Source organism: Mesorhizobium sp. MC2-1-1 (genome assembly GCF_057597255.1).
Window position 1 is genome coordinate 1681983 of the sequence record NZ_CP195205.1, and the last position, 19674, is coordinate 1701656.

General features: G+C 62.1%; 17 protein-coding genes. 7 read left to right on the plus strand and 10 right to left on the minus strand.

Annotated elements, in window-relative coordinates; all coding sequences use genetic code 11:
• The first annotated feature begins 32 nt into the window (after positions 1-32).
• On the plus strand, positions 33-1346 hold the full coding sequence (rimO, locus tag ACR64R_RS08570; RefSeq protein WP_487361219.1) for a 30S ribosomal protein S12 methylthiotransferase RimO: 1314 nt from the start codon (positions 33-35) through the stop codon (positions 1344-1346).
• A gap of 83 nt (positions 1347-1429) precedes the next feature.
• Here the strand turns inward: rimO and ACR64R_RS08575 are convergent, their stop codons facing one another.
• From ACR64R_RS08575 to ACR64R_RS08610, 8 genes are all read right to left on the minus strand, one after another.
• On the minus strand, positions 1430-2497 hold the full coding sequence (locus ACR64R_RS08575) for a BMP family ABC transporter substrate-binding protein (RefSeq protein WP_487361220.1): 1068 nt from the start codon (positions 2495-2497) through the stop codon (positions 1430-1432).
• 51 nt (positions 2498-2548) lie between these two features.
• Positions 2549-3469 carry an ABC transporter permease gene (locus ACR64R_RS08580; protein WP_487361221.1) on the minus strand — a complete coding sequence of 307 codons (921 nt, stop codon included), beginning with the start codon at positions 3467-3469 and terminating at the stop codon, positions 2549-2551.
• Complete coding sequence (locus ACR64R_RS08585) at positions 3469-4599, minus strand: ABC transporter permease (RefSeq protein WP_487361222.1); 1131 nt, start codon at positions 4597-4599, stop codon at positions 3469-3471. Before ACR64R_RS08585 ends, ACR64R_RS08580 begins: the two co-directional genes overlap by 1 nt.
• Entirely contained in the window at positions 4596-6173 is a 1578-nt protein-coding gene (locus ACR64R_RS08590) for an ABC transporter ATP-binding protein (protein WP_487361223.1), read from the minus strand. Before ACR64R_RS08590 ends, ACR64R_RS08585 begins: the two co-directional genes overlap by 4 nt.
• A gap of 327 nt (positions 6174-6500) precedes the next feature.
• Positions 6501-7478, minus strand: a complete 978-nt coding sequence (locus ACR64R_RS08595) for a quinone oxidoreductase family protein (protein ID WP_487361224.1) — start codon at positions 7476-7478, stop codon at positions 6501-6503.
• A gap of 76 nt (positions 7479-7554) precedes the next feature.
• The gene (gene pcsA, locus ACR64R_RS08600; RefSeq protein WP_487362400.1) at positions 7555-8316 is read right to left on the minus strand and encodes a phosphatidylcholine synthase; all 762 of its coding nucleotides are present in this window, start codon (positions 8314-8316) and stop codon (positions 7555-7557) included.
• 53 nt (positions 8317-8369) lie between these two features.
• Positions 8370-8984 (minus strand): DUF1326 domain-containing protein, encoded by a 615-nt coding sequence (locus ACR64R_RS08605; RefSeq protein WP_487361225.1) that lies wholly within the window; start codon positions 8982-8984, stop codon positions 8370-8372.
• A 12-nt stretch (positions 8985-8996) separates the two neighbouring features.
• A complete protein-coding gene (locus ACR64R_RS08610) occupies positions 8997-9887 on the minus strand; it encodes a DUF2182 domain-containing protein (protein WP_487361226.1) in 891 nt (296 codons plus the stop codon).
• A gap of 101 nt (positions 9888-9988) precedes the next feature.
• Between ACR64R_RS08610 and ACR64R_RS08615 the strand changes: the two genes are divergently transcribed.
• Positions 9989-11200, plus strand: a complete 1212-nt coding sequence (locus ACR64R_RS08615) for a UbiH/UbiF family hydroxylase (protein ID WP_487361227.1) — start codon at positions 9989-9991, stop codon at positions 11198-11200.
• Here ACR64R_RS08615 and ACR64R_RS08620 read toward each other — a convergent pair.
• Complete coding sequence (locus ACR64R_RS08620; RefSeq protein ID WP_487361228.1) at positions 11177-12139, minus strand: AEC family transporter; 963 nt, start codon at positions 12137-12139, stop codon at positions 11177-11179. The genes ACR64R_RS08615 and ACR64R_RS08620 overlap by 24 nt on opposite strands.
• A 210-nt stretch (positions 12140-12349) precedes the next feature.
• On the opposite strand from ACR64R_RS08620, the gene hspQ reads away from it, so the two are divergent.
• On the plus strand, positions 12350-12673 hold the full coding sequence (gene hspQ, locus ACR64R_RS08625; RefSeq protein WP_040983419.1) for a heat shock protein HspQ: 324 nt from the start codon (positions 12350-12352) through the stop codon (positions 12671-12673).
• Positions 12674-12767: 94 nt separating this feature from the next.
• Here hspQ and ACR64R_RS08630 read toward each other — a convergent pair whose 3' ends face one another.
• Positions 12768-13388 (minus strand): invasion associated locus B family protein, encoded by a 621-nt coding sequence (locus tag ACR64R_RS08630; RefSeq protein ID WP_473577030.1) that lies wholly within the window; start codon positions 13386-13388, stop codon positions 12768-12770.
• 296 nt (positions 13389-13684) lie between these two features.
• On the opposite strand from ACR64R_RS08630, the gene ACR64R_RS08635 reads away from it, so the two are divergent.
• From ACR64R_RS08635 to ACR64R_RS08650, 4 genes are all read left to right on the plus strand, one after another.
• On the plus strand, positions 13685-15505 hold the full coding sequence (locus tag ACR64R_RS08635; protein ID WP_487361229.1) for an extracellular solute-binding protein: 1821 nt from the start codon (positions 13685-13687) through the stop codon (positions 15503-15505).
• A 32-nt stretch (positions 15506-15537) separates the two neighbouring features.
• Positions 15538-16215, plus strand: a complete 678-nt coding sequence (locus tag ACR64R_RS08640; protein WP_487361230.1) for a DsbA family oxidoreductase — start codon at positions 15538-15540, stop codon at positions 16213-16215.
• Between the two features lie 555 nt (positions 16216-16770).
• On the plus strand, positions 16771-17172 hold the full coding sequence (locus tag ACR64R_RS08645) for a DUF6252 domain-containing protein (protein ID WP_487361231.1): 402 nt from the start codon (positions 16771-16773) through the stop codon (positions 17170-17172).
• Positions 17173-17529: 357 nt separating this feature from the next.
• Entirely contained in the window at positions 17530-19422 is a 1893-nt protein-coding gene (locus tag ACR64R_RS08650) for an ABC transporter ATP-binding protein/permease (protein WP_487361232.1), read from the plus strand.
• Positions 19423-19674: the final 252 nt, after the last annotated feature.

Consider the following 19674-nt stretch of genomic DNA (forward strand, 5'->3'; position numbering starts at 1 on the left):
GATCTCGCTCACACCTCTTGGAAAACAAGTTCATGTCCGCCCCACGCGTCAGTTTCGTCAGTCTTGGATGCCCGAAGGCGCTCGTCGATTCAGAGCGTATCATCACGCGGCTGCGCGCCGAGGGCTACGAGATCGCCCGCAAACATGACGGCGCCGACCTCGTCGTCGTCAACACCTGCGGCTTCCTGGACTCCGCGCGCGACGAGTCGCTCAACGCCATAGGCTCAGCGCTTTCGGAGAACGGCCGCGTCATCGTAACCGGCTGCCTCGGCGCCGAGCCGGAGGTCATCCGCGAAAAGCATCCCAATGTGCTGGCGATCACCGGCCCGCAAGCCTATGAAAGCGTGATGGCCGCGGTGCATGAGGCCGCACCTCCAAGCCACGATCCCTATGTCGACCTGCTGCCGCCACAGGGCGTGAAGCTGACGCCGCGCCACTACGCCTATCTGAAGATTTCCGAAGGCTGCAACAACCGCTGCACCTTCTGCATCATCCCGGCGCTGCGCGGCGATCTCGTCTCGCGCCCCGCCGCGGACGTGTTGCGCGAGGCCGAAAAGCTCGCCAAGGCCGGCGTCAAGGAGATCCTCGTCATCTCGCAGGATACCAGCGCCTATGGCGTCGACATCAAATACCAGACGTCGATGTTCGGCGATCGCGAGGTGCGGGCGAAATTCCTCGACCTCGCTGAGGAGCTCGGCAAACTCGGCATCTGGATACGCATGCATTATGTGTACCCCTACCCCCATGTCGCCGACGTCATTCCGCTGATGGCGGAGGGAAAAATTCTTCCCTATCTCGACATCCCCTTCCAGCATGCCTCGCCGCAGGTGCTGAAGAACATGCGGCGCCCAGCGCATGGCGAAAAGACGCTGGATCGCATCCGCGGCTGGCGCGAAATCTGCCCCGACCTTGCCATCCGCTCGACCTTCATCGTCGGCTTCCCTGGCGAGACGGAAGAGGATTTCCAGATGCTGCTCGACTGGCTGGACGAAGCCAGGATCGACCGCGCCGGCTGCTTCAAGTACGAGCCGGTCAAGGGCGCGCGCTCCAACGATCTCGGCCTCGAGCAGGTGCCGCAGGAGATCAAGGAAGCGCGCTGGCACCGCTTCATGCAGCGCCAGCAGAAGATTTCCGCCGCGCAGTTGGCCAAGAAGGTCGGAAAGCGCCTGCCGGTGCTGATCGACGAGGCGCACGGCACATCGGCCAAGGGCCGCACCAAATATGACGCGCCGGAGATTGACGGCTCGGTGCACATCCAGTCGCGACGGCCGCTGCGCGCCGGCGAAATCGTCACGGTCAAGATGGACCGCGCGGACGCCTACGATCTTTACGGATCGGCCGTCTGATCGTCCTCGACTGCGAGGGCCGCACCAAACGAAAAGGGCGCCGAGAGGCGCCCTTTCCTTTGGTATTAGGAGGAGCTCGCCGCTTATTGCGGCAGCTTGTCGTCGACGCCCTTGACGTAGAAGTTCATGCCGAGCAGCGTGCCGTCATCGGCGACCTCGCCGTCCTTCAGCCAAGGCGAGCCGTCCTGCTTGGAGACCGGTCCAGTGAAGGGATTCCAGCCGCCGGCGATCTTCTTCTCTGTTGCCTCCGCCATCGCCTTCACGTCGTCGGGCATGTTGGTGAAGGGCGCCAGCTTGACGGCGCCGTCCTTGATGCCGAGCCAGACATTGTCCGGCTTCCAGGTACCGTCGAGTGCTGCCTGCACGCGGCTGATGTAGTACGGACCCCATTCGTCCGTGAGCGAGGTGAGCTGCGCGTTCGGAGCGAACTTGATCATGTCGGACGACTGGCCGAAGCCGTGCAGTTTGCGTTCCTCGGCGACCTGCAGCGCGGCGGTGGAATCGGTGTGCTGGACGATGATGTCCGCGCCCTGGTCGAACAGCGCCTTGGCGGCGTCGGCTTCCTTGCCCGGATCGAACCAGGAGTTCACCCATACGATCTTGACCTTGAAGTCGGGATTGACCGACTGCGCGCCGAGCATGAAGGAGTTGATGCCCATCACCACTTCCGGGATCGGGAAGGAAACGATGTAACCGGCAAGGCCCTTCTTCGATTCCTTGGCCGCGATCTGGCCGAGAACATAGCGGCCTTCATAGAAGCGGGCGTTGTAGATTCCGAGATTCTTGCCGGTCTTGAAGCCGGTCGCATGCTCGAACATCACCTTGGGGAATTTCTTGGCGACCTTCACTTCGGCGTCCATGAAACCGAAGGAGGTGCCGAAGATGATCTTGCAGTTCTCGCGCGCCAGGCGCTCGAAAGCGCGGTCCGCGTCGGGGCCTTCCGACACGTTTTCGAGGTAGGCGGTCTCGACCTTGTCACCGAGCGCCTTCTCAACCTCGAGACGGCCCTGGTCGTGCTGGTAGGAATAACCGAAGTCGCCGATCGGACCCGTATAGACCCAGCAGGCCTTGAGTTTGTCGGCAGCCTGGGCGGTAGCCGCCAGCGACAGGGCCGCGGTCGTGGTCATCAACGCAATAAGCAGTCTTTTCATCGTGTTACCTCTCTGAGTTAAGCCTTGGAGCTTCCCGTCTTCTTGTTGTTGTCAACGTTCCGGAACGAATGGCTGCCCCAACGAAGCCGGCGTGTTCATCATCGTCAGCCGCTTGTTGCGCGAGATTAGAACGAGAACCACGATGGTTGCCAGATAGGGCAGCGAAGAAAGAAACTGCGAAGGCACGGGGATGCCAAAAGCCTGTGCATGAAGCTGGCCGATCCACACCGCTCCGAAGATATAGGCGCCGGCCAGCACCCGCCATGGGCGCCACGAAGCGAACACCACCAGCGCCAGCGCGATCCATCCGCGGCCCGCGCTCATGTTCTCCACCCATTGCGGCGTGTAGACCAGCGACAGGTGCCCGCCGGCAAGACCGGCACAGGCGCCACCGAAGATCACCGCCAGGTAGCGGTAGCGGATGACCTTGATGCCGAGGGCATGCGCTGACGTATGGCTGTCACCGATCGAGCGCAGCGTAAGGCCCGTGCGCGTCTTGAACAGGAACCACATGACCGCCGCGGTCAGCGCGATTGAGATATAGAAGACCGGATCCTGCCCGAAGATCAGCCTGCCGACGACCGGGATCGAGCTGATCACCGGGATATCGAGATTGGGGAGCCTCACGCCCGGCTGGCCGACGAAGCTGGTGCCGATCATGCCCGAGAGGCCGAGGCCGAGCAGCGTCAGCGACAATCCGGTGGCCACCTGATTGGTCGCGAGCGACAGCGTCATGACCGCGAACAGCAATGAGAACAGCGCGCCGACGATGATGGCGGCAAGCAGGCCGATCCACGGCGACCCGGTCAGGTAGCCGGCGCCGAAGCCGCCGACGGCCCCCATGATCATCATACCCTCGACGCCGAGATTGAGCACGCCGGAGCGTTCGACCACCAATTCGCCGATCGCCGCGATCAGCAGCGGCGTCGCGGCGGTCGCGATGGTCAACAGGATGTTGACGGTGATGTCCATCAGCGTGCCTCCTCGAGCTTCGGCGCTGCTTCGAGTTTCGCCGCGCCGTTCGCCTTCGTCAGCGCCATGCCGATCAGGCGGATGCGGTAATGGATGAGCGTGTCGCAGCCCAGCACGAAGAACAGAAGCATGCCCTGGAATACCCGAGCCACCTTGTCGGAGATGCCAAGCGCGCTCTGCACCGCCTCGCCGCCGAGATAGGTCAGCGCCAGCACCAGGCCAGCGGCAACGATGCCCAGCGGATTGAGCCTGCCGAGGAAGGCGACGATGATGGCAGTGAAGCCGTAGCCGGGCGAGATCACCGGCTGCAACTGGCCGATGGCGCCGGAGACTTCCGAGATGCCCGCAAGGCCAGCCAGGGCGCCGGACAGAAGGAAGGTGAAGAACACCATCCGGTTGAAGCCGAAGCCCGCGAAGCGCCCCGCCCTTGGGCTGGAACCCATCACGCGCACCTCAAAACCCTTGAGCGTGCGGCTCATCATCAGCCAGATCGCCACTGCGGCAACCAGCGCGAAGACGAAACCCCAATTGGCGCGTCCGGCATCTGGCATCAACTGCGGCAGCACAGCGGAATCCCCGAACTGGATCGTCTGCGGGAAGCCATGGCCTTGCGGGTCACGCCACGGGCCGCGCACCAGCCAGTCGAGGAAGAGCTGCGCGACATAGACCAGCATCAGGCTGGTCAGGATCTCGTTGGTGTTGAAGCGCGTCTTCAGCAGCGCGGGGATGGACGCATAGAAAGCCCCGCCCACCATGCCGAGCAGAAGCATCAGCGGGATCACCAGCGGGCCTTCGAATTGCGGAAACAGCACCGGGATGATCGAGCCGAAGATCGCGCCGAAGATGAACTGGCCTTCGGCGCCGATGTTCCAGATGTTGGCCTTGTAGCAAACCGACAGGCCCACCGCGATCAGGATGAGAGGCGCCGCCTTGATCGCCAGCTCATGCAACTGCCAGACCTGGCTTATCGGCTCGACGAAATAGATTTCGAACGCGTTGAGCGGATTGACGCCGAGCAAGGCGAACATGATGGCACCGGCGATGATCGTCAGCGCGAAGGCGATAAAAGGCGACAGCACTGAAAACAGCGCCGAGCGCTGCGGACGTTTGACCAGTTCGATGCGCATCATGCGATCTCCAGGCTGTGTTCGGCGTGGCCGGGCTCGGCGCCGCCCATCAAGAGGCCGATCTTCTCGAAAGTCGCCTCGGCGATCGGCAGCGGCGCCGACAATTCCCCGTTGTGCATGACCGCTATCGCGTCCGACAGCTCGAACAACTCGTCGAGGTCCTGGCTGATGACCAAGACGGCGGAGCCGCTGCGGGCAAGCTCGATCAGGGCCTGACGAATGCGAGCGGCAGCGCCTGCGTCCACGCCCCAGGTCGGCTGGTTGACGATCATGACGCTCGGCTTGCGGTCGAGCTCGCGGCCGACGATGTATTTCTGCAGATTGCCGCCCGATAGCGCGGCCGCCTCAGGATCGGGCGCGCTCTTGCGCACGTCCATGGCAGTAATGATACGTTGGGCAGCGCTGTAGACAGCGCCGTTCCTGACCATGCCGCCAGAGCCGACGAAGGCCTTGCCGTCCGTGGCGTGACGCGAGAGCAGCAGGTTTTCCGAAAGCTTCATGCGCGGGGCGGCGCCGTGGCCGAGTCGCTCTTCCGGCACAAAGGCGGCACCCATAAGCCGCCGGCCGGTGATGGACAGCGCGCCAGCGTCCTTGCCACGAATGCGCACCGAACCGGCATCCTGTTGCAGCACCTCGCCAGACACGGATTCGAAGAATTCGCCCTGGCCGTTACCGGCAACGCCGGCTATGCCGATCACTTCGCCGGCGCGCACGGTGAGGTTGATGTTCTTAAGCGGGATGGCGAAAGGCGTCGCCGGCTTGCGGCTGAGGCGGCGGATCTCCAGGAGCGCCGGCGCGGTCTCGATACCTTCCGCAGGCGCGCGTTCCACGGCCTTCACCTCGCTGCCGACCATCATGCGGGCCAGCGAGGCCGCCGTCTCTTCCCGCGGGTTGCAATGGCCGACGACCTTGCCGTGACGCAACACGGTGGCACGGTCGCAGATGCGTTTGACCTCTTCCAGCCGGTGCGAAATATAGAGGATCGATTTGCCTTCCGAGCGCAGCCGCTCCAGCGTTTCGAACAGCTTGTCGGCCTCCTGCGGCGTCAGCACCGAGGTCGGCTCGTCGAGGATGATGAGCTGCGGCGTCTGCAAGAGGCAGCGGATGATCTCGATGCGCTGGCGTTCGCCGACGGAGAGGTCGCCGACCAGAGAGTCCGGATCGAGCGGAAGGCCATAGCTGAAGGACAGCGCCCTCGCCTTCGCCGCAATGGTGCTGATCGGTGAACCGTCATTGAGTGAGAGCGCGATGTTCTCGGCCGCTGTCAGCGCCTCGAACAGCGAGAAATGCTGGAACACCATGCCGATGCCGAGCTTCTTCGCCACGCCCGGGCTGGTGATCTTGACCGGCTTGCCGTCCCAGAAAATCTCGCCCGAGTTCGGCTCGAGCGATCCGAACAGCATCTTGACCAGCGTAGACTTGCCGGCGCCGTTCTCGCCGAGCAGTGCGTGGATTTCGCCCTTTGCGATATTGAGATCGATGTGATCGCACGCCGTCAGCGTGCCAAAAATCTTGGTAAGGCCACGAACCTCGAGCAGGTTCGCCCTGTCATGATTTGCACTCACAGTGCCTCCCATCCAGTATCCCGGATATGTTCTGTGTTCCCGTGATCATGGTATGCGCGGCCGGCTCCCATCGGAAAGCAGCACCCAACTTGAAAGAGCTTCAAGAATTTCAGCGGAAACTCAAGGGCTAAGATAAGCCTGTAGAGAAGGACGGCGAATACGCATCGCTTTTCAGCCAGGCCGTGCCTTCGGGCACGGCAGGTCGCTGAAAAACAGGGCAGTTGGCCCAGAGCATGATGCCGAAAAAATGTGATGCGGCTTTCAGGCGACTTCGGGCCTGTCTCCCTGACGTAGCGCGGCTTTGAAATTCAGTTCGATTCGACCTGACATCATCCGGCTCTAGGGGATAAGGACAGTCGTTCCCGTCGTCTTGCGAGCTTCGAGATCAGATTGTGCCTTTGCCGCGTCCTTCAACGCATATCGCTGGTTGATCTTGATCTCGACGGCGCCGCTCTTGACCACGTCGAAAAGCGCTTCGGCCGACTTAACCAGATCCTCGCGCTTGGCATTGTAGACGAACAACGTGGGCCTGGTGGCAAAAAGCGAGCCCTTCTGCGCCAGCAGCGACATCGAGAAAGGCGGGATCGGCCCGGACGACTGGCCGAAGCTGACGAACATGCCAAGCGGCCGCAGGCAGTCGAGCGACGCGGGAAAGGTGTCGGCGCCGACGGAATCGTAGACGACATCGCATTTGTTCCCACCGGTAAGCGCCGCGACGCCGGCGACGAAATCCTGCTCCTTGTAGTTGATGACATGGTCAAAGCCATGCGCCCGGGCAAGCTCGATCTTGTCGGGGGAACTCGCGGTGCCGATCACGGTCGCGCCGAGATGCTTTGCCCATTGGCCGAGGATCAGGCCGACGCCGCCGGCCGCCGCGTGGTAGAGGATCGTGTCGCCGGCCTTCACGGGGAAAGTCCGGCGCAACAGATATTCTGCCGTCATGCCCTTCAGCATCATCGCAGCCGCCTGCTCGTCGCTGATGCCGTCCGGCACTTTGACGACGCGGTCGGCGGCGATCACCCGCTGCTCGGCATAGGAGCCGACATTGACCGCGTAGGCGATGCGGTCGCCGGGTTTCAGCCAACTGACGCCGGTGCCGAGCGCCAGCACGACGCCCGCCGCCTCCCCGCCTGGGATCAGCGGAAGACCGCCGGGCGCCGGGTAAAGGCCGGATCGATAGTACACATCGATGAAGTTGAGGCCGATCGCGGTGTGCCGGACCAGGACCTGGCCCTCTCCTGGCTGGCCGGGATCGGCATTCTCGTAGGTCAGGACCTCGGGGCCGCCATGGGCGTGGATGCGGATTGCGTTGGACATCGCTCAACTCTCTGAAGGAACACGAACAGAACCACCTGTATGATGCCGAAACATCATGCTCCGACAAAAAGCCAGATCAGGATTTTCTGGCGCCCAGATTGGGAAACATCTGCATGATGCCCCCGATACAGGCGAGATAGAGGCCGGTGATCGTGATGCCGATCTTCGTGAAGTCGCTGACCTGTTCTCCCAGCACGCCGATCTTGTCATAGAAGGCGGCAAGGGCTGCCTGTGCCAGCGCCAGCGCGCCGAAGGCGCACCACAGGAGCGTCATGCCGAGATTGAGCGGCCTCAGCCTCACGACCCGCACCGGATGGATGAAATTGATCGGCAGGAAAGTCAAAATGCCGGCAACGACCACCACGGCGAAAGACACCCATTGCCCGGGCTCTATGACGAAAAGCGTGAACACCACCATGTTCCAGACGACCGGGAACCCCTTGAAGAAGTTCTCCTTCGTCTTCATGCCGGTGTCGGCGTAGTAGATCGCGCTCGATACCACGATGATGGCCGCGGAAAGGAAGGACAGATTCTCTCCCATGAAACCGCGTTGATAGAGCGCGAAGGCCGGGATCAGCACGTAAGTGACGTAGTCGATGATGTTGTCGAGGAGCTCGCCCGACCATGTCGGCAAAATCTCCTTGACCTCGAGTTTCCTGGCGATCGGACCGTCGATGCCGTCGACGAACAGCGCCAGCCCCAGCCACCAGAACATCGCCGTCCAGCGCTCCTCGCTTGCTGCTACCAGCGACAGGAAGGCGAGGAACGATCCCGACGCGGTTAGCAGGTGGACGGAGAACGCGCGCGCCTGCGGCCACGTGACCTTCTTCCTCGGCAGCGGAAGCCGATCCGCGATCTTCTTCGCCGCCTTCCTGGCTGTTGTGTTCTTGCTCACGGTCCCCGCCAGTCCAGCTTGCAGATTTCGGCCGAGCGGCCGGCGAAATTCCAGTTGCGGCCGAAGGCGCGCATCTTGCTCTTGTCGGACTTCGCCACGATGATTTCCGGCGCGATCCAATATTCGGAATTGGTGATCACCGTATCCTTGTCGCGGTCCTTGCCGGGGATCGGCGTCACCGCGCCGTCGATGATCTTCGGTATCTGGAAAACACGCGTCTTGTCGCGCGTCTCATAGGTGATCGGCACCTGTTCGACACCGAGGAATCTGCCGACGAGAATCGAAAGCAGCGAGGTGGTGCCACCGGCTTTGCCGGTGAATATCTTGGTCAATGCCTTCACCGCATAGACCGAGGCGCGCTTGTCGATGAACAGGCCGGCCGTCCAGTTGCCGCGGCTCATATAACCGGGGATTTCCATGATCAGGCCGAGATTGAGACCCGACAGGTCTACCTCACCGAAATGGCCCGCGTCGATGCGGAAGCCGGCCCAGGTCTGGCAGTAGCCCTCGGTCGGGGGATGGCTGCCGAGCGACAGCACGCAGGGACAGAAAACCGTGCAATTGCAGGAGAGCACCAGCTCCCCTTTCATCGCCCAGCTTTGGTCGGTCATCGAATTCTCCCCTCACGCCGAAACTAATAGTAGGGCTGCCGCCCACACAAGCAGTATCGCACCGGCAACCCGGCTGGCCACCCTGCCAGCGGTCTGTTTTTCGATCAAAGCGAACAAGCCGATCAGCGCCATCCAGAAGACGTTCATAGCGCCTACGGCAAACATCACCAGCATCAGCGCCCAACAGCAACCAAGGCACCAGACGCCCTGCTCCAACCCCAGACGGAAGATACGACCCGGTTTCGCGCTCCAGTTGGCGAACAAGATCGAGAACGGGTTGCGGCATTTTTCCAGGCACGCCTGCTTGAACCCGCTGAACTGATAGAGGCCGGCGATGAACAGCCCGACAGCGCCGGCAACACCGACGGCGGGATCGAACGGCCGGCCGGAACCGGCAAAGGCGTAGACCGCAAGCGTCAACAGCATGAAGCCCACGGATGCGCCGATCCATATGGTGAGATATCCGCCGACAAGCACCAGTGGGTGGACGACGGGCTCGCCCTTTATTCTCGCCGTGTCGGCGATTTCGCAATAGGTTCGGATCAACGGGGCCGCTGACGGCAGCATCGTCGCCACCGCCATCAGAAACCACATCAGCACAAGCGCCGGCACCCGCAGGCCGGCTGGCCCGGCAAGCGGCGCCGGCGCGAGGCAAAGAGCGAAGAACCGGTCCAGGAAATCCGGCAAAGGCAGGTCTGGCAGCTTTTTCAGCAGCATATCGCCGGGCGCCCCGGCAAGGCGGCTTTCTGCGCCGCGGATCGCCATCGCGCCAAGAAGGAACCATGCAAGCGCGACGCCAATGCCGATCGTAAGCATGACGGCAAGGCGCGGGCTGCGCGCCACGCCCGCCGTCGCGCGGCCAGCGCGGTCGAGATGGCTGAAATCCTGCTCCTGGCCGCTCATGGCAATCGAATGGGCTGAATCGCCGCGTTGATCAAGCCGACCGACATCATCTATATCCGGACAACGGCCCGACGGGTCGCTTTTCATTGTGGAAGCCTGGCGTGGAGCACAACGACAAAGCCCGCATTCTGGTTGCCGGTAGCGGCCCGGCCGGCCTGATCGCGGCGCTCGGCTTCGCCGAGGCCGGCTTTGGCGTGACGCTGGTCGGCCCCGACGCCAACAGCTCCGACGGCCGCACCACCGCCCTCATGAACCCGTCCCTCAAAGTTCTCGACCGGCTGGGCGTCCTTGCCGAATTGAGGCCGCAGGCCGCAGCGCTCAAGGCGATGCGCATCGTCGACGCCACGCGGCGGCTGATCCGAAGCCCGACCGTGACTTTTCGCGCCAGCGAGATCGGCGAGGAGCAGTTCGGGCTCAATATGCCGAACAATGTTCTTGTCCCTATCCTCGCCAAGGCCGTTTCAGCTCATAACGGCATCAAATGGCTGAAATCCATCGTCGAGTCATGGCGCCTCGACGCCGATCAGGCCCATGCAAGGCTGGCCAATGGCGGCGAAGTCTCCGCGTCCCTGGCGGTCGCCGCCGACGGACGCCTGTCTCCGGCACGGGAGGCTGCCGGCATTCGCGCCTTCGCGCGGCCTTATCCGCAGTCGGCGCTTGTCCTCAATTTCGGCCACAGCAGCGAGCACGGCTTCGTTTCGACCGAGTTCCACACCGAAACAGGGCCATTCACCCAGGTGCCGCTGCCCGGCAGACGCTCGAGCCTTGTCTGGGTGGTCAAGCCGGAGACGGCGCAGGAGCTTGCGGCGCTAGACGATGCAACCCTGTCGGCGCGTATCGAGGAGCAGATGCAGTCGATGCTTGGCAGGGTCTCGGTCGAGCCTGGTCGCCAGGTCTATCCTCTGTCGGCCGCTTCACCCGCCCGCTTCGCGCAAAACCGCGTCGCGCTTGTCGGCGAGGCAGCGCATGTGTTCCCGCCAATCGGCGCCCAGGGACTCAATCTCGGCATCAGGGACATCGACGATCTGATTGGGATCGCCAGCGAAAACCGCGACGACCCCGGGGCCCGCAGGAGCCTCGCCGCCTACGACACCAGGCGCCGGCCCGACATATGGGCGCGCAGCGGCGCGGTGAACCTGCTCAACATCTCACTGCTTTCAGACATGCTTCCGGCGCAGCTGGCGCGCAGCGCCGGCCTAAATGCGCTGGGCAGCTTCGCGCCTTTGCGCGCCTTCTTCATGCGCGAGGGGTTGCAGCCCGGCAGCGGCTTTCGCGCCATCGCCGGCGGCTTAAGGAAAGAGGTCGGCCGGTAGGATCCCGTGCCGGATCGCGTAGAGCAGCGCGGTCACCGTCACCACCGAAAGGCATGTCGTGATCAGCACGCTGGCCGAAGCGCGCTGCACCCACACATCATATTGCTGCGCGATGACGAAGACATTGGTCGCGGTCGGCAGCGCCGCCAGCAGCACGGCGGAAAAGACCCAGGTCGGCGAGAAATGGCCGATCCAGCTCAACATGACATAGCAAAGCAGCGGATGGAAGATGAGCTTCAACCCCGCGATCAATGCCAACTCGTGCGGCACCCGGTTGAGCGGCCTCAGCGCCAGCGTCACTCCCATGGCGAACAAGGCGCAAGGCGCGGCCGCGCGGGCGAGATAGTCAAGGAAACGATCGACAGGCATTGGCGGGCGGAACTCCACATAGGCGGCGCCAACGCCAAGCGCCGTCGCGATGATGAAGGGATGCAGCGCGATCTTCTTCACGACGCCAAACGCGAGCTTCAGCGGCTCCGCCTTCTCCTTGCCCGACAAAGCCATCATCATCGGCGCCACCGTAAAATGGACGATGTTCTCGAAGCAGAAGATCAGCGCCACGGGCACCGCCGCTTGCTCGCCGAACGCCAGCAATGCGAGACCCGGCCCCATATAGCCGATGTTGCCGTAAGCCGCGGCAAGCGCGGTGATCGTCGCGGGCGCGATCCCACCGCGGGAAACGAAGACCGACCAGGCGAACATCAGCGTGAAGATCACATAGGTGGCGATCAGCGAGCCGAGGATGAAGCTCCACTCCGTCAGTTGCTCGAACGGGGTCTTGGCGAGCAGCTGGAAGAACAAGGCCGGCAACGCGACATAGACGATGAAAATATTCATCCAGCCGAGCGCTTCCAGCGGCTGCCTGGTGATACGAGCCACCAAGAAACCGATGAAGATCATGCCGAAGAACGGAAGAACGAGGCCGATGACGTCAGACATATTCGCTCGGGCGGGAAACTTCCACGCGGGCTAACCCGTTGCTTCGGGTAAGGTCAAGCATTTCGGCTATTGAATTGCCGCGGCGCCTGCGCGAAATAGGCACCAGCCGAAAGTTGGGGTCGATTTTTGACCGGTGACGTGTAGATTCAAGGTCTTAGGCGCCTTGCGCGCAGCCACGAAAGGCGCCTCGGAACCTGAGTGGTGGATGCGATGAAAACGGCCAAATTCTCGATCGGGCAAGTGGTTCGCCACAGGCTGTTTCCGTTCCGCGGCGTGATCTTCGACGTCGACCCTGAATTCGCCAACACCGAGGAATGGTACGAGGCCATTCCCGCCGACGTGCGGCCGCGCAAGGACCAGCCTTTCTATCATCTTCTGGCGGAGAATTCGGAGACCGAATACATCGCCTATGTGTCGGAGCAGAACCTGCTCGAGGACCGCTCGGGCGAGCCGGTGCGGCATCCGCAGATCGGCGAGATGTTCGACAAGCTGCCGGACGGCCGCTACGAGCCGAAGCGCCAGTCCAAGCACTGAGCCGCTGACGCGCCGTCGCCCAAGGCGTATAGCGCGGCGTCAACAAAAAAGCGGGGCAAATGCCCCGCTTCTTTCTGAGAAACAAGCCCGGCTATCAATTCGCGGTCTTGGCCTTGTCCTGCTCGTCCTTGAGCTTCTTGGCGAAGTCCTGGTTGTTCTTGGCGACGAAGTCCTGCAGCTTCTTCTGGCGGTCCTCGATGTCCGACTGCTGCAGCGGCGGGCCATCATAGGCGCCGCTGAAGCCGGTGAGCGCGATCTTGATCGGATTCGGCTGGTTCTGGAAGTTGATCGACGTCAGCGTGATGCCCTGCCCCTTCTTGAAGGAAGCGACGAGCTGGTCGCTCAGCGGCACTTCCGCCACGCAACGATCCGGGAAGCAGATCACATAGTCGAGCTTCTGCGCCTTGCCGGTGTCGATCTGGAGGGCGATGCCCGGGGGGACGAGGCGGCCGGTCGGGACCGTGACCTGGAAGACCTTGCGGTTCACCTTGCCCTTGAGCTCGATCAGGCTGACGCCGGTGACCAGCTGGCCATTGCCGGCGGTGACGATGTTCTGCACATTGCAGATGTCGACGTCTTCCTGCTTGGTGCAGGCCTTGAACCAGCCCTGCGGGATCTGCGGCTGCTGTTGAGCCGAGGCGGTGAAAAGCCCGGCGCCCAGAACGCCGACCACGCCTGCGGCCAGCACCGAAAGGCGGTACGCGTTGATCGTCATATGGTGCACTTTCCTCTCAAAATGATCCCGGGGACCGGCTTCTTCGTGCCGTGTGGTCCAGCTACCTGTTGCCCAAATGAGGCAACAGGATGACTTCGGAGCGCGTGTTACACTGCCGGGGGCGGCGAATCCAGCCCGGTTTCCGTGATTTCTTCGTGGTTTCGTTTCCCGGGAGCGGGCATCTGGCAGCAATGGAGCGGGCAAACCCGATTCCCATCGGGGCGCCGATTCAATCGGATGGCGAAATGCTCTAGGGTGCATGGCGAATCACAAAGCCGCCCGGCAAGGAGACGGTCATGAACCGCGTTCTCGTCCGGCTGACCGCCGCGACCTCGTTTCTGGCAGTTTCGCTCCTTCCTGCGCAATCGGAGCCCAAGCACGGCATAGCCATGCAAGGCGAGCCGGCTCTGCCGCCCGATTACCAGCACTTCGACTACGTCAATCCCGATGCGCCGAAAGGCGGAAGCGTCACCTATTGCGTTGTCGGCTCCTTCGACAATCTCAACCCCTTCATCTTGAAAAGCCTGCGCACCACGGCGCGCGGTATGATCGATACCGTTTACGGCAATCTCGTCTTCGAGCCACTGATGCAGCGCAACTACAACGAGCCTTTCAGCCTCTATGGGCTGCTCGCCGACAGCGCCGACATGGATCCGGAGCGCAAGAGCATCGAGTTCCACCTCAACCCCAATGCGAAATGGTCGGACGGCCAGCCGGTCACGCCCGAAGACGTTCTATTCACCTATGACGTCTTCACCGACAAGGGCCGCCCACCCTATAGCGACCGCATGAGCATGATCGCCAAGCTGGAAAAGACTGGCGAGCACAGTGTGAAGTTCACCTTCAATGACAAAGCCAATCGCGAATTCCCGCTGATCGTCGCGCTGACGCCGATCGTCCCGAAGCACGCCTTCGACAAGGACACGTTCGACAAGACCACGTTGAAGCCGATGATCGGCAGCGGCCCCTACACCGTGGACAAGGTGCTGCCCGGCCAGCGCATCGTCTTCAAACGCAATCCCGATTACTGGGGCAAGGACGTCCCTTCCAAGCGCGGCTTCGACAATTTCGACCGGATCACCATCGAGTATTTTCTCAACGCCAATGCCAAGACGGAGGCGTTCAAGAAAGGAATCTGCGCCCTCGACGACGAGACCGATCCCGTCAAGCGCGAGCGCGACATCGACTTCCCGGCCTTTCAGAGAGGCGACGTCAAGGAAGAATATTTCACCACCGGCATTCCCCCGGTGGTGACCGGCTTCCTGTTCAACACCCGGTTGCCGAAATTCGCCAACCCGCTCGTGCGCCGCGCGCTCGGCATGCTTTATGACTTCGAATGGGCCAACAAGAACCTGTTCGGCGGCAAGTTCAACCGCACCATGAGCTATTGGCAGAATTCCGAGCTGTCCGCGCTCGGCCACCCGGCCGACGATCGCGAAAAGGCGCTGCTTGCCCCCTATCCCGACCGCGTGCCGCCGGACGTGATGGACGGCACCTGGCGCCCGCCCGTGACGGATGGTTCGGGCCAGGATCGCAAGGTACTCAAGGCTGCCTTCGAATTGCTGAAGGGCGCAGGCTTCCGGGTACAGGACGGCAAGATGCTCGATCCGCAGGGAAAGCCTTTCGGCTTCGAGATTCTCACCTCGTCCCAGGATGAAGAGCGGCTGGCAGCCGTCTATCAGCGCACGCTGGAGAAGATCGGCATAGACGTCGGTATCCGCACCCTCGACGGCGATCAGATCCAGTCGCGCAAACAGCGTTTCGACTTCGAGGTCCTGATCGGCACCAGCGGCTTCAGCAACTCCCTGTCGCCCGGCAGCGAGCAGGTCGGCCGCTGGGGCTCGGTCGCCGCGAAGACGGAAGGATCGTTCAATCTCGCCGGCGTCGCCGACCCGGCGGTCGACGCCGCGATCGACGCCATGCTGAACGCCCGCGCCAAGGAAGACTATGTCGCGGCGGTCCGCGTGCTCGACCGGCTTCTGATCTCGGGCAACTATATCGTGCCGATGCAATACAATACCCAGCAATGGCTCGCTTACTGGAGCTACCTGGAACATCCGCAAAAGACCCCCATATTCGGCTATCAGCTGCCGACATGGTGGCGAAAGCCCAACTGACCAACCCAATCGGGGCCGAACTGGAGACGAGCATGAGCGCCCAGAACTCCATCACCGTCGATGTCGTGTCCGATGTCGTCTGCCCCTGGTGCTTCATCGGCCAGAAGCGGCTCGACAAGGCCATTGCGGCGGCCGATGTCGAAGTACATGTCCGCTGGCGGCCCTTCCAGCTCGATGCGACTATCCCGCCGGGGGGCATGGATCGCCGCCAATACATGCTCGGCAAGTTCGGCAGCGAAGAACGCATCCAGCAGATCCACGCCCGCATCGAGCCGCTCGGCAAAGCCGAGGGAATCCATTTCGCGTTTGATGCCATCAAGGTCGCCGCCAATACGCTCGATGCCCATCGCGTCATCCGTTGGGCGGGCGCCGCAGGCGAGGATGTGCAGAACCGGCTGGTGCGCCGCCTGTTCCAGCTGAATTTCGAGGAAGGGACCAATATCGGCGATCATGCAGTGCTGGTGAAAGCAGCCCGCGAGGCCGGCATGGATGCCTCTGTGGTCGAGACGCTGCTGCCGACGGACGCCGATGTCGAAGCCGTCCGCAACGAGATAGCCACCGCCTCGCGCATGGGCGTCACCGGCGTGCCCTGCTTCCTCCTTGAAGGCAAATATGCCGTGATGGGCGCTCAGGATGCCGACACGCTCGCCGACGCCATCCGCCAGGTCGCTCAGGCCAAGGCGCGCGGCGAACTGGAAACCGCGAACTGAGTATTCCGTCAGCGCTATCGGGACGGAAGCGGGGGTGAAGCCGTCGTACCTGACGTCGCGCTTGCTGGAATTCCGGCTTTACTTCGCGGTCGCGTTCGCCTTGCTAAGCAGGAAGCCATGATGCTCCGGCCCGCCATCCCGAGGCTGGCAGGTGTTGGTGCCGCCGTTCGGCGCATAGATGCAGCCGATATTGCCGGATGGCGTGTTGAGCTCGACCTGGCCTTTGGCGCTGGCCGGAATGCTTTGGCCGTCGACAGCCAGACCAAGAAAGCAGGGGGCGCTACGGCAACTGTCCGTGCAGGCGTGTCATCCTTCGACATAAACCATCGCCTGGCAGGTTTGGCTCGGGGAGCCGCGTTGTCAAATCCTGTTCCGCCGCTCAACACGATCTGGTGAATCGCCGCGTATGCGGCGCCGAGTTAGAATTGGCGAGGGTTCAACTGATTTTAGGGCTACAGAATGGCGGTCAGGCGTCGCAAACTGCTGTTGGTGTGCTTACCGTTCGCCTTCGGGCTTCCTCTGACATTGCAGCGCGTGTCGGCCGAGGAGGCCGTCATGTCGGCCACCTTCGAGGGCAAGCCCTGGACGGCGTTCTTCACTCTGGCCCAGACCATGCAGATGGGCGGCAAGCCAATGCTGAACTTGTCGGGAACGGAACAGGGTTCGCCTACCAAGACCTTCAATTCGATGCTGGAGCTGAAGGATTCGAACGACCTTATTGGCAGTTATCCGCTGAAGACCGGCTCCCCCGCGAACAGCGCCAACTTCAACATCCTCGATTCCGGTGCCATGGTCGGCCACGTCCGTTTCGGCAACGGCGAGATCGTCATCGACAGATACGACGCGTCCAGCAAGACCATTTCAGGTCATTTCAGCGCCTCCGGAAAAGACGAATCGGGCCGGCTCGAAGAGCTCACGGACGGCAGATTTTCGGGCATTCCGGTCATCGCGCAGTAGCCATTTCGGCCGATCGACGCCGCTTTTGCGTTCACAAACCCGTGTTCTCCGCTTCCGCAAGGGAAGCCTTTCGCAGGCTTGTGCAATGGCCGTTAACACGATGAAATAAAAGATGAAATCGGCACCACCGGCGGTCGATCGGCGCGGCCTTTCTGTTGCGATCGCGCCACGGCGGGAAACGTCTTAACCATTCCCCCGCAGAAAATTAATGGAAAATGATCAATTGGTGTTACCCTGTGTAACAAAACTAAGAAAGGTTTGGGCGGGATCGTGATTGGGGTCGGCAGACCGCGACGTACAGTACCGGAGCAAACACCCAACGAGGCAAAGGCCTCGTCCCTGACGCCGGTATCGTCGATGCGTACATTCTGGGGGCTGATGCGAGCCTACTGGTTCTCCGAGCGCTGGAAGGAAGCCTGGATCCTCACCATCGTCATCGCATTGCTGACGGCACTGTCCAGCAAGGCTGGAGTCTGGTTTGCCGTGGCGTTGGGCGAGTTGGGCAATTCAATCGCCTTCCTCCACGATGCCGCCAACCCTCACCCCCTACAGACGATCCTTACCAATGCCGGGATACTGGTGCTGCTGGTTGTGTTGAAGGATGCCGGCTTTACCGGTGTGCGCAATCTCGTTTCAACGACCCTCCACCGCAAATGGCGCGGCTGGCTGAACGGTCAGTTCAACCAGGCCCTTCTCGACGGCAACCACACCCATTTCCATGCCCAGCATGGCTCGGTGGCCGGTGGCATCGTTGCGCCTGACAACATCGACCAGCGCATCCAGGAATCGATCAAGGACATGACAGGCGGCGCAATCGGGCTTGCCATGGGCGTACTGGGTGTGGCGACGTCGCTCTATTTCATTGGCGAAAACCTGATCGGGTCCTCGGTCGAGGTTAAGGGTCTGGAATTCCTGGGCAGCTACGGCACCGCGGTGCTGGCTTTCCTCGCCGTCGCCGTCTACGTGCCGCTGAACACTTGGATCGCGGTCAAGCTCGGGCGCCTCCTTGAGCGGCTCAATGTTCGCATGCAGCAAGCCGAGGGCAGCTACCGCGCCGAACTGACGACATTCCTGCGCCGCAGCTTCCACGTTGCCGCTTCGCATGGCGAAGGCGTCCAGAAGTCGATGCATGACAGGCTCTATGTCGATATCGACAAGACCTGGGGCCGGCTCAATATCGTCAACACCAGCTACACGTCATTCGAACTGATCTACAATTTCGTCGGCGCCCGTATCGTTGCCTACGCTCCCGGCCTGGTGTCATTCATCCACAACCGTCTGGATTACAAAGGCTACATAACCGGGTCCGAGATGGTCGCCCAGTTGATCAGCCAGTGCTCGTGGTTCATCCACGTCATGCCGGCGATTGCGACTCTCAGAGCCAACAGCCAGCGTGTGACCGAACTGGCCAACGCCATCGAGAACGTCCAGCGTCCGCGCGAATTTTATCAGCAGACCGGCCGCTCCGACTTCAACTACGGCAGCCAAAATCCGGTGTTCGGCCTGACCATCCAGAAGCTGGAGCTGGCGCATCAGGGCGAGGACGCGACGCCCTTCCTCAGCGCTGCGAACCTCCGTTTCCGCCGCGGCGAATGGACCTTCCTCAAGGGCGAGTCCGGCTGCGGCAAGACTTCGCTTATCAAGGCGATCAATGGCCTGTGGCCTTACGGCCGCGGCACCATCGTGTTCCCCGACGGCGTGACGAATTTCTACGCCGCCCAGGAGGTCAAGCTACAGCAGGTGTCGCTGAAGCAACTCGTCTGCCTGCCGGGCTCCGAGCACGACCACGGCGATACGCAGGTGGCCGCCGCCTTGCACAAAGCCGGCCTCGGCGATTTTATCGAACACCTGGCCGAAGAGAGCCGCGAAGGCAAGATTTGGGATCAGGTGCTCTCCGGTGGCCAGAAGCAGAAACTGGTGGTTGCGCGCATCATCTTGCATCAGCCGGGACTTCTCTTCCTCGACGAGGCGACCGGCGCACTCGATCCTGAGGGCAAGATTGCTTTCCACCAGGCGATCAAGGACAATTGTCCGAACGTCACCGTCATCAGCGTCATGCACGAGGCAGCGGCGCCGCGCTCGCTTTCCGGCGAAGAATTCTATCACAGCATGGTTTCGATCGCGGACGGCGTCGCCACCAAGAAGCCGCTTGCTCGCAGCCTGCCGCGCGAGCTCACGACCATCCTCGCCCAGCCCCGGCCGGCGGAAGACAAATGGCTGCGCTTCTCGCGCCGGATGAAGCAGAAATAGCAATCTTACCAAGTCTTTGTGCGGGAGGATGGCTGCGCCGGCAGGCGCCGCCGATCACAGTCTCGCGATCAGCGCGATCCGCGCGCGTTTTCCAAAATTCCGCGATTGACTCGGCGATAACCGCTCCTATGTTGCGCCCGCTCGCAGAATTCAAACTCGAACCCGGCGAGCAGAAAGGTCAACGCGCCATGCCTGGCGACAGTCACAGTCGAACGCAACAGCCGTCCGCCCTGACGTGACCTGATGGCTCAC

Bases quoted from the DNA above. Each gene is read 5' to 3' on its own strand.
- ACR64R_RS08590 (WP_487361223.1), bottom strand. From the start codon at position 6,173: ATGGGAGGCACTGTGAGTGCAAATCATGACAGGGCGAACCTGCTCGAG.
- ACR64R_RS08580 (WP_487361221.1), bottom strand. From the start codon at position 3,469: ATGGACATCACCGTCAACATCCTGTTGACCATCGCGACCGCCGCGACG.
- ACR64R_RS08605 (WP_487361225.1), bottom strand. From the start codon at position 8,984: ATGACCGACCAAAGCTGGGCGATGAAAGGGGAGCTGGTGCTCTCCTGC.
- ACR64R_RS08595 (WP_487361224.1), bottom strand. From the start codon at position 7,478: ATGTCCAACGCAATCCGCATCCACGCCCATGGCGGCCCCGAGGTCCTG.
- hspQ (WP_040983419.1), top strand. From the start codon at position 12,350: ATGAAAACGGCCAAATTCTCGATCGGGCAAGTGGTTCGCCACAGGCTG.
- ACR64R_RS08640 (WP_487361230.1), top strand. From the start codon at position 15,538: ATGAGCGCCCAGAACTCCATCACCGTCGATGTCGTGTCCGATGTCGTC.
- ACR64R_RS08610 (WP_487361226.1), bottom strand. From the start codon at position 9,887: ATGAGCGGCCAGGAGCAGGATTTCAGCCATCTCGACCGCGCTGGCCGC.
- ACR64R_RS08635 (WP_487361229.1), top strand. From the start codon at position 13,685: ATGAACCGCGTTCTCGTCCGGCTGACCGCCGCGACCTCGTTTCTGGCA.
- ACR64R_RS08650 (WP_487361232.1), top strand. From the start codon at position 17,530: ATGCGTACATTCTGGGGGCTGATGCGAGCCTACTGGTTCTCCGAGCGC.
- ACR64R_RS08630 (WP_473577030.1), bottom strand. From the start codon at position 13,388: ATGACGATCAACGCGTACCGCCTTTCGGTGCTGGCCGCAGGCGTGGTC.
- ACR64R_RS08575 (WP_487361220.1), bottom strand. From the start codon at position 2,497: ATGAAAAGACTGCTTATTGCGTTGATGACCACGACCGCGGCCCTGTCG.
- ACR64R_RS08585 (WP_487361222.1), bottom strand. From the start codon at position 4,599: ATGATGCGCATCGAACTGGTCAAACGTCCGCAGCGCTCGGCGCTGTTT.
- ACR64R_RS08645 (WP_487361231.1), top strand. From the start codon at position 16,771: ATGTCGGCCACCTTCGAGGGCAAGCCCTGGACGGCGTTCTTCACTCTG.
- ACR64R_RS08620 (WP_487361228.1), bottom strand. From the start codon at position 12,139: ATGTCTGACGTCATCGGCCTCGTTCTTCCGTTCTTCGGCATGATCTTC.
- rimO (WP_487361219.1), top strand. From the start codon at position 33: ATGTCCGCCCCACGCGTCAGTTTCGTCAGTCTTGGATGCCCGAAGGCG.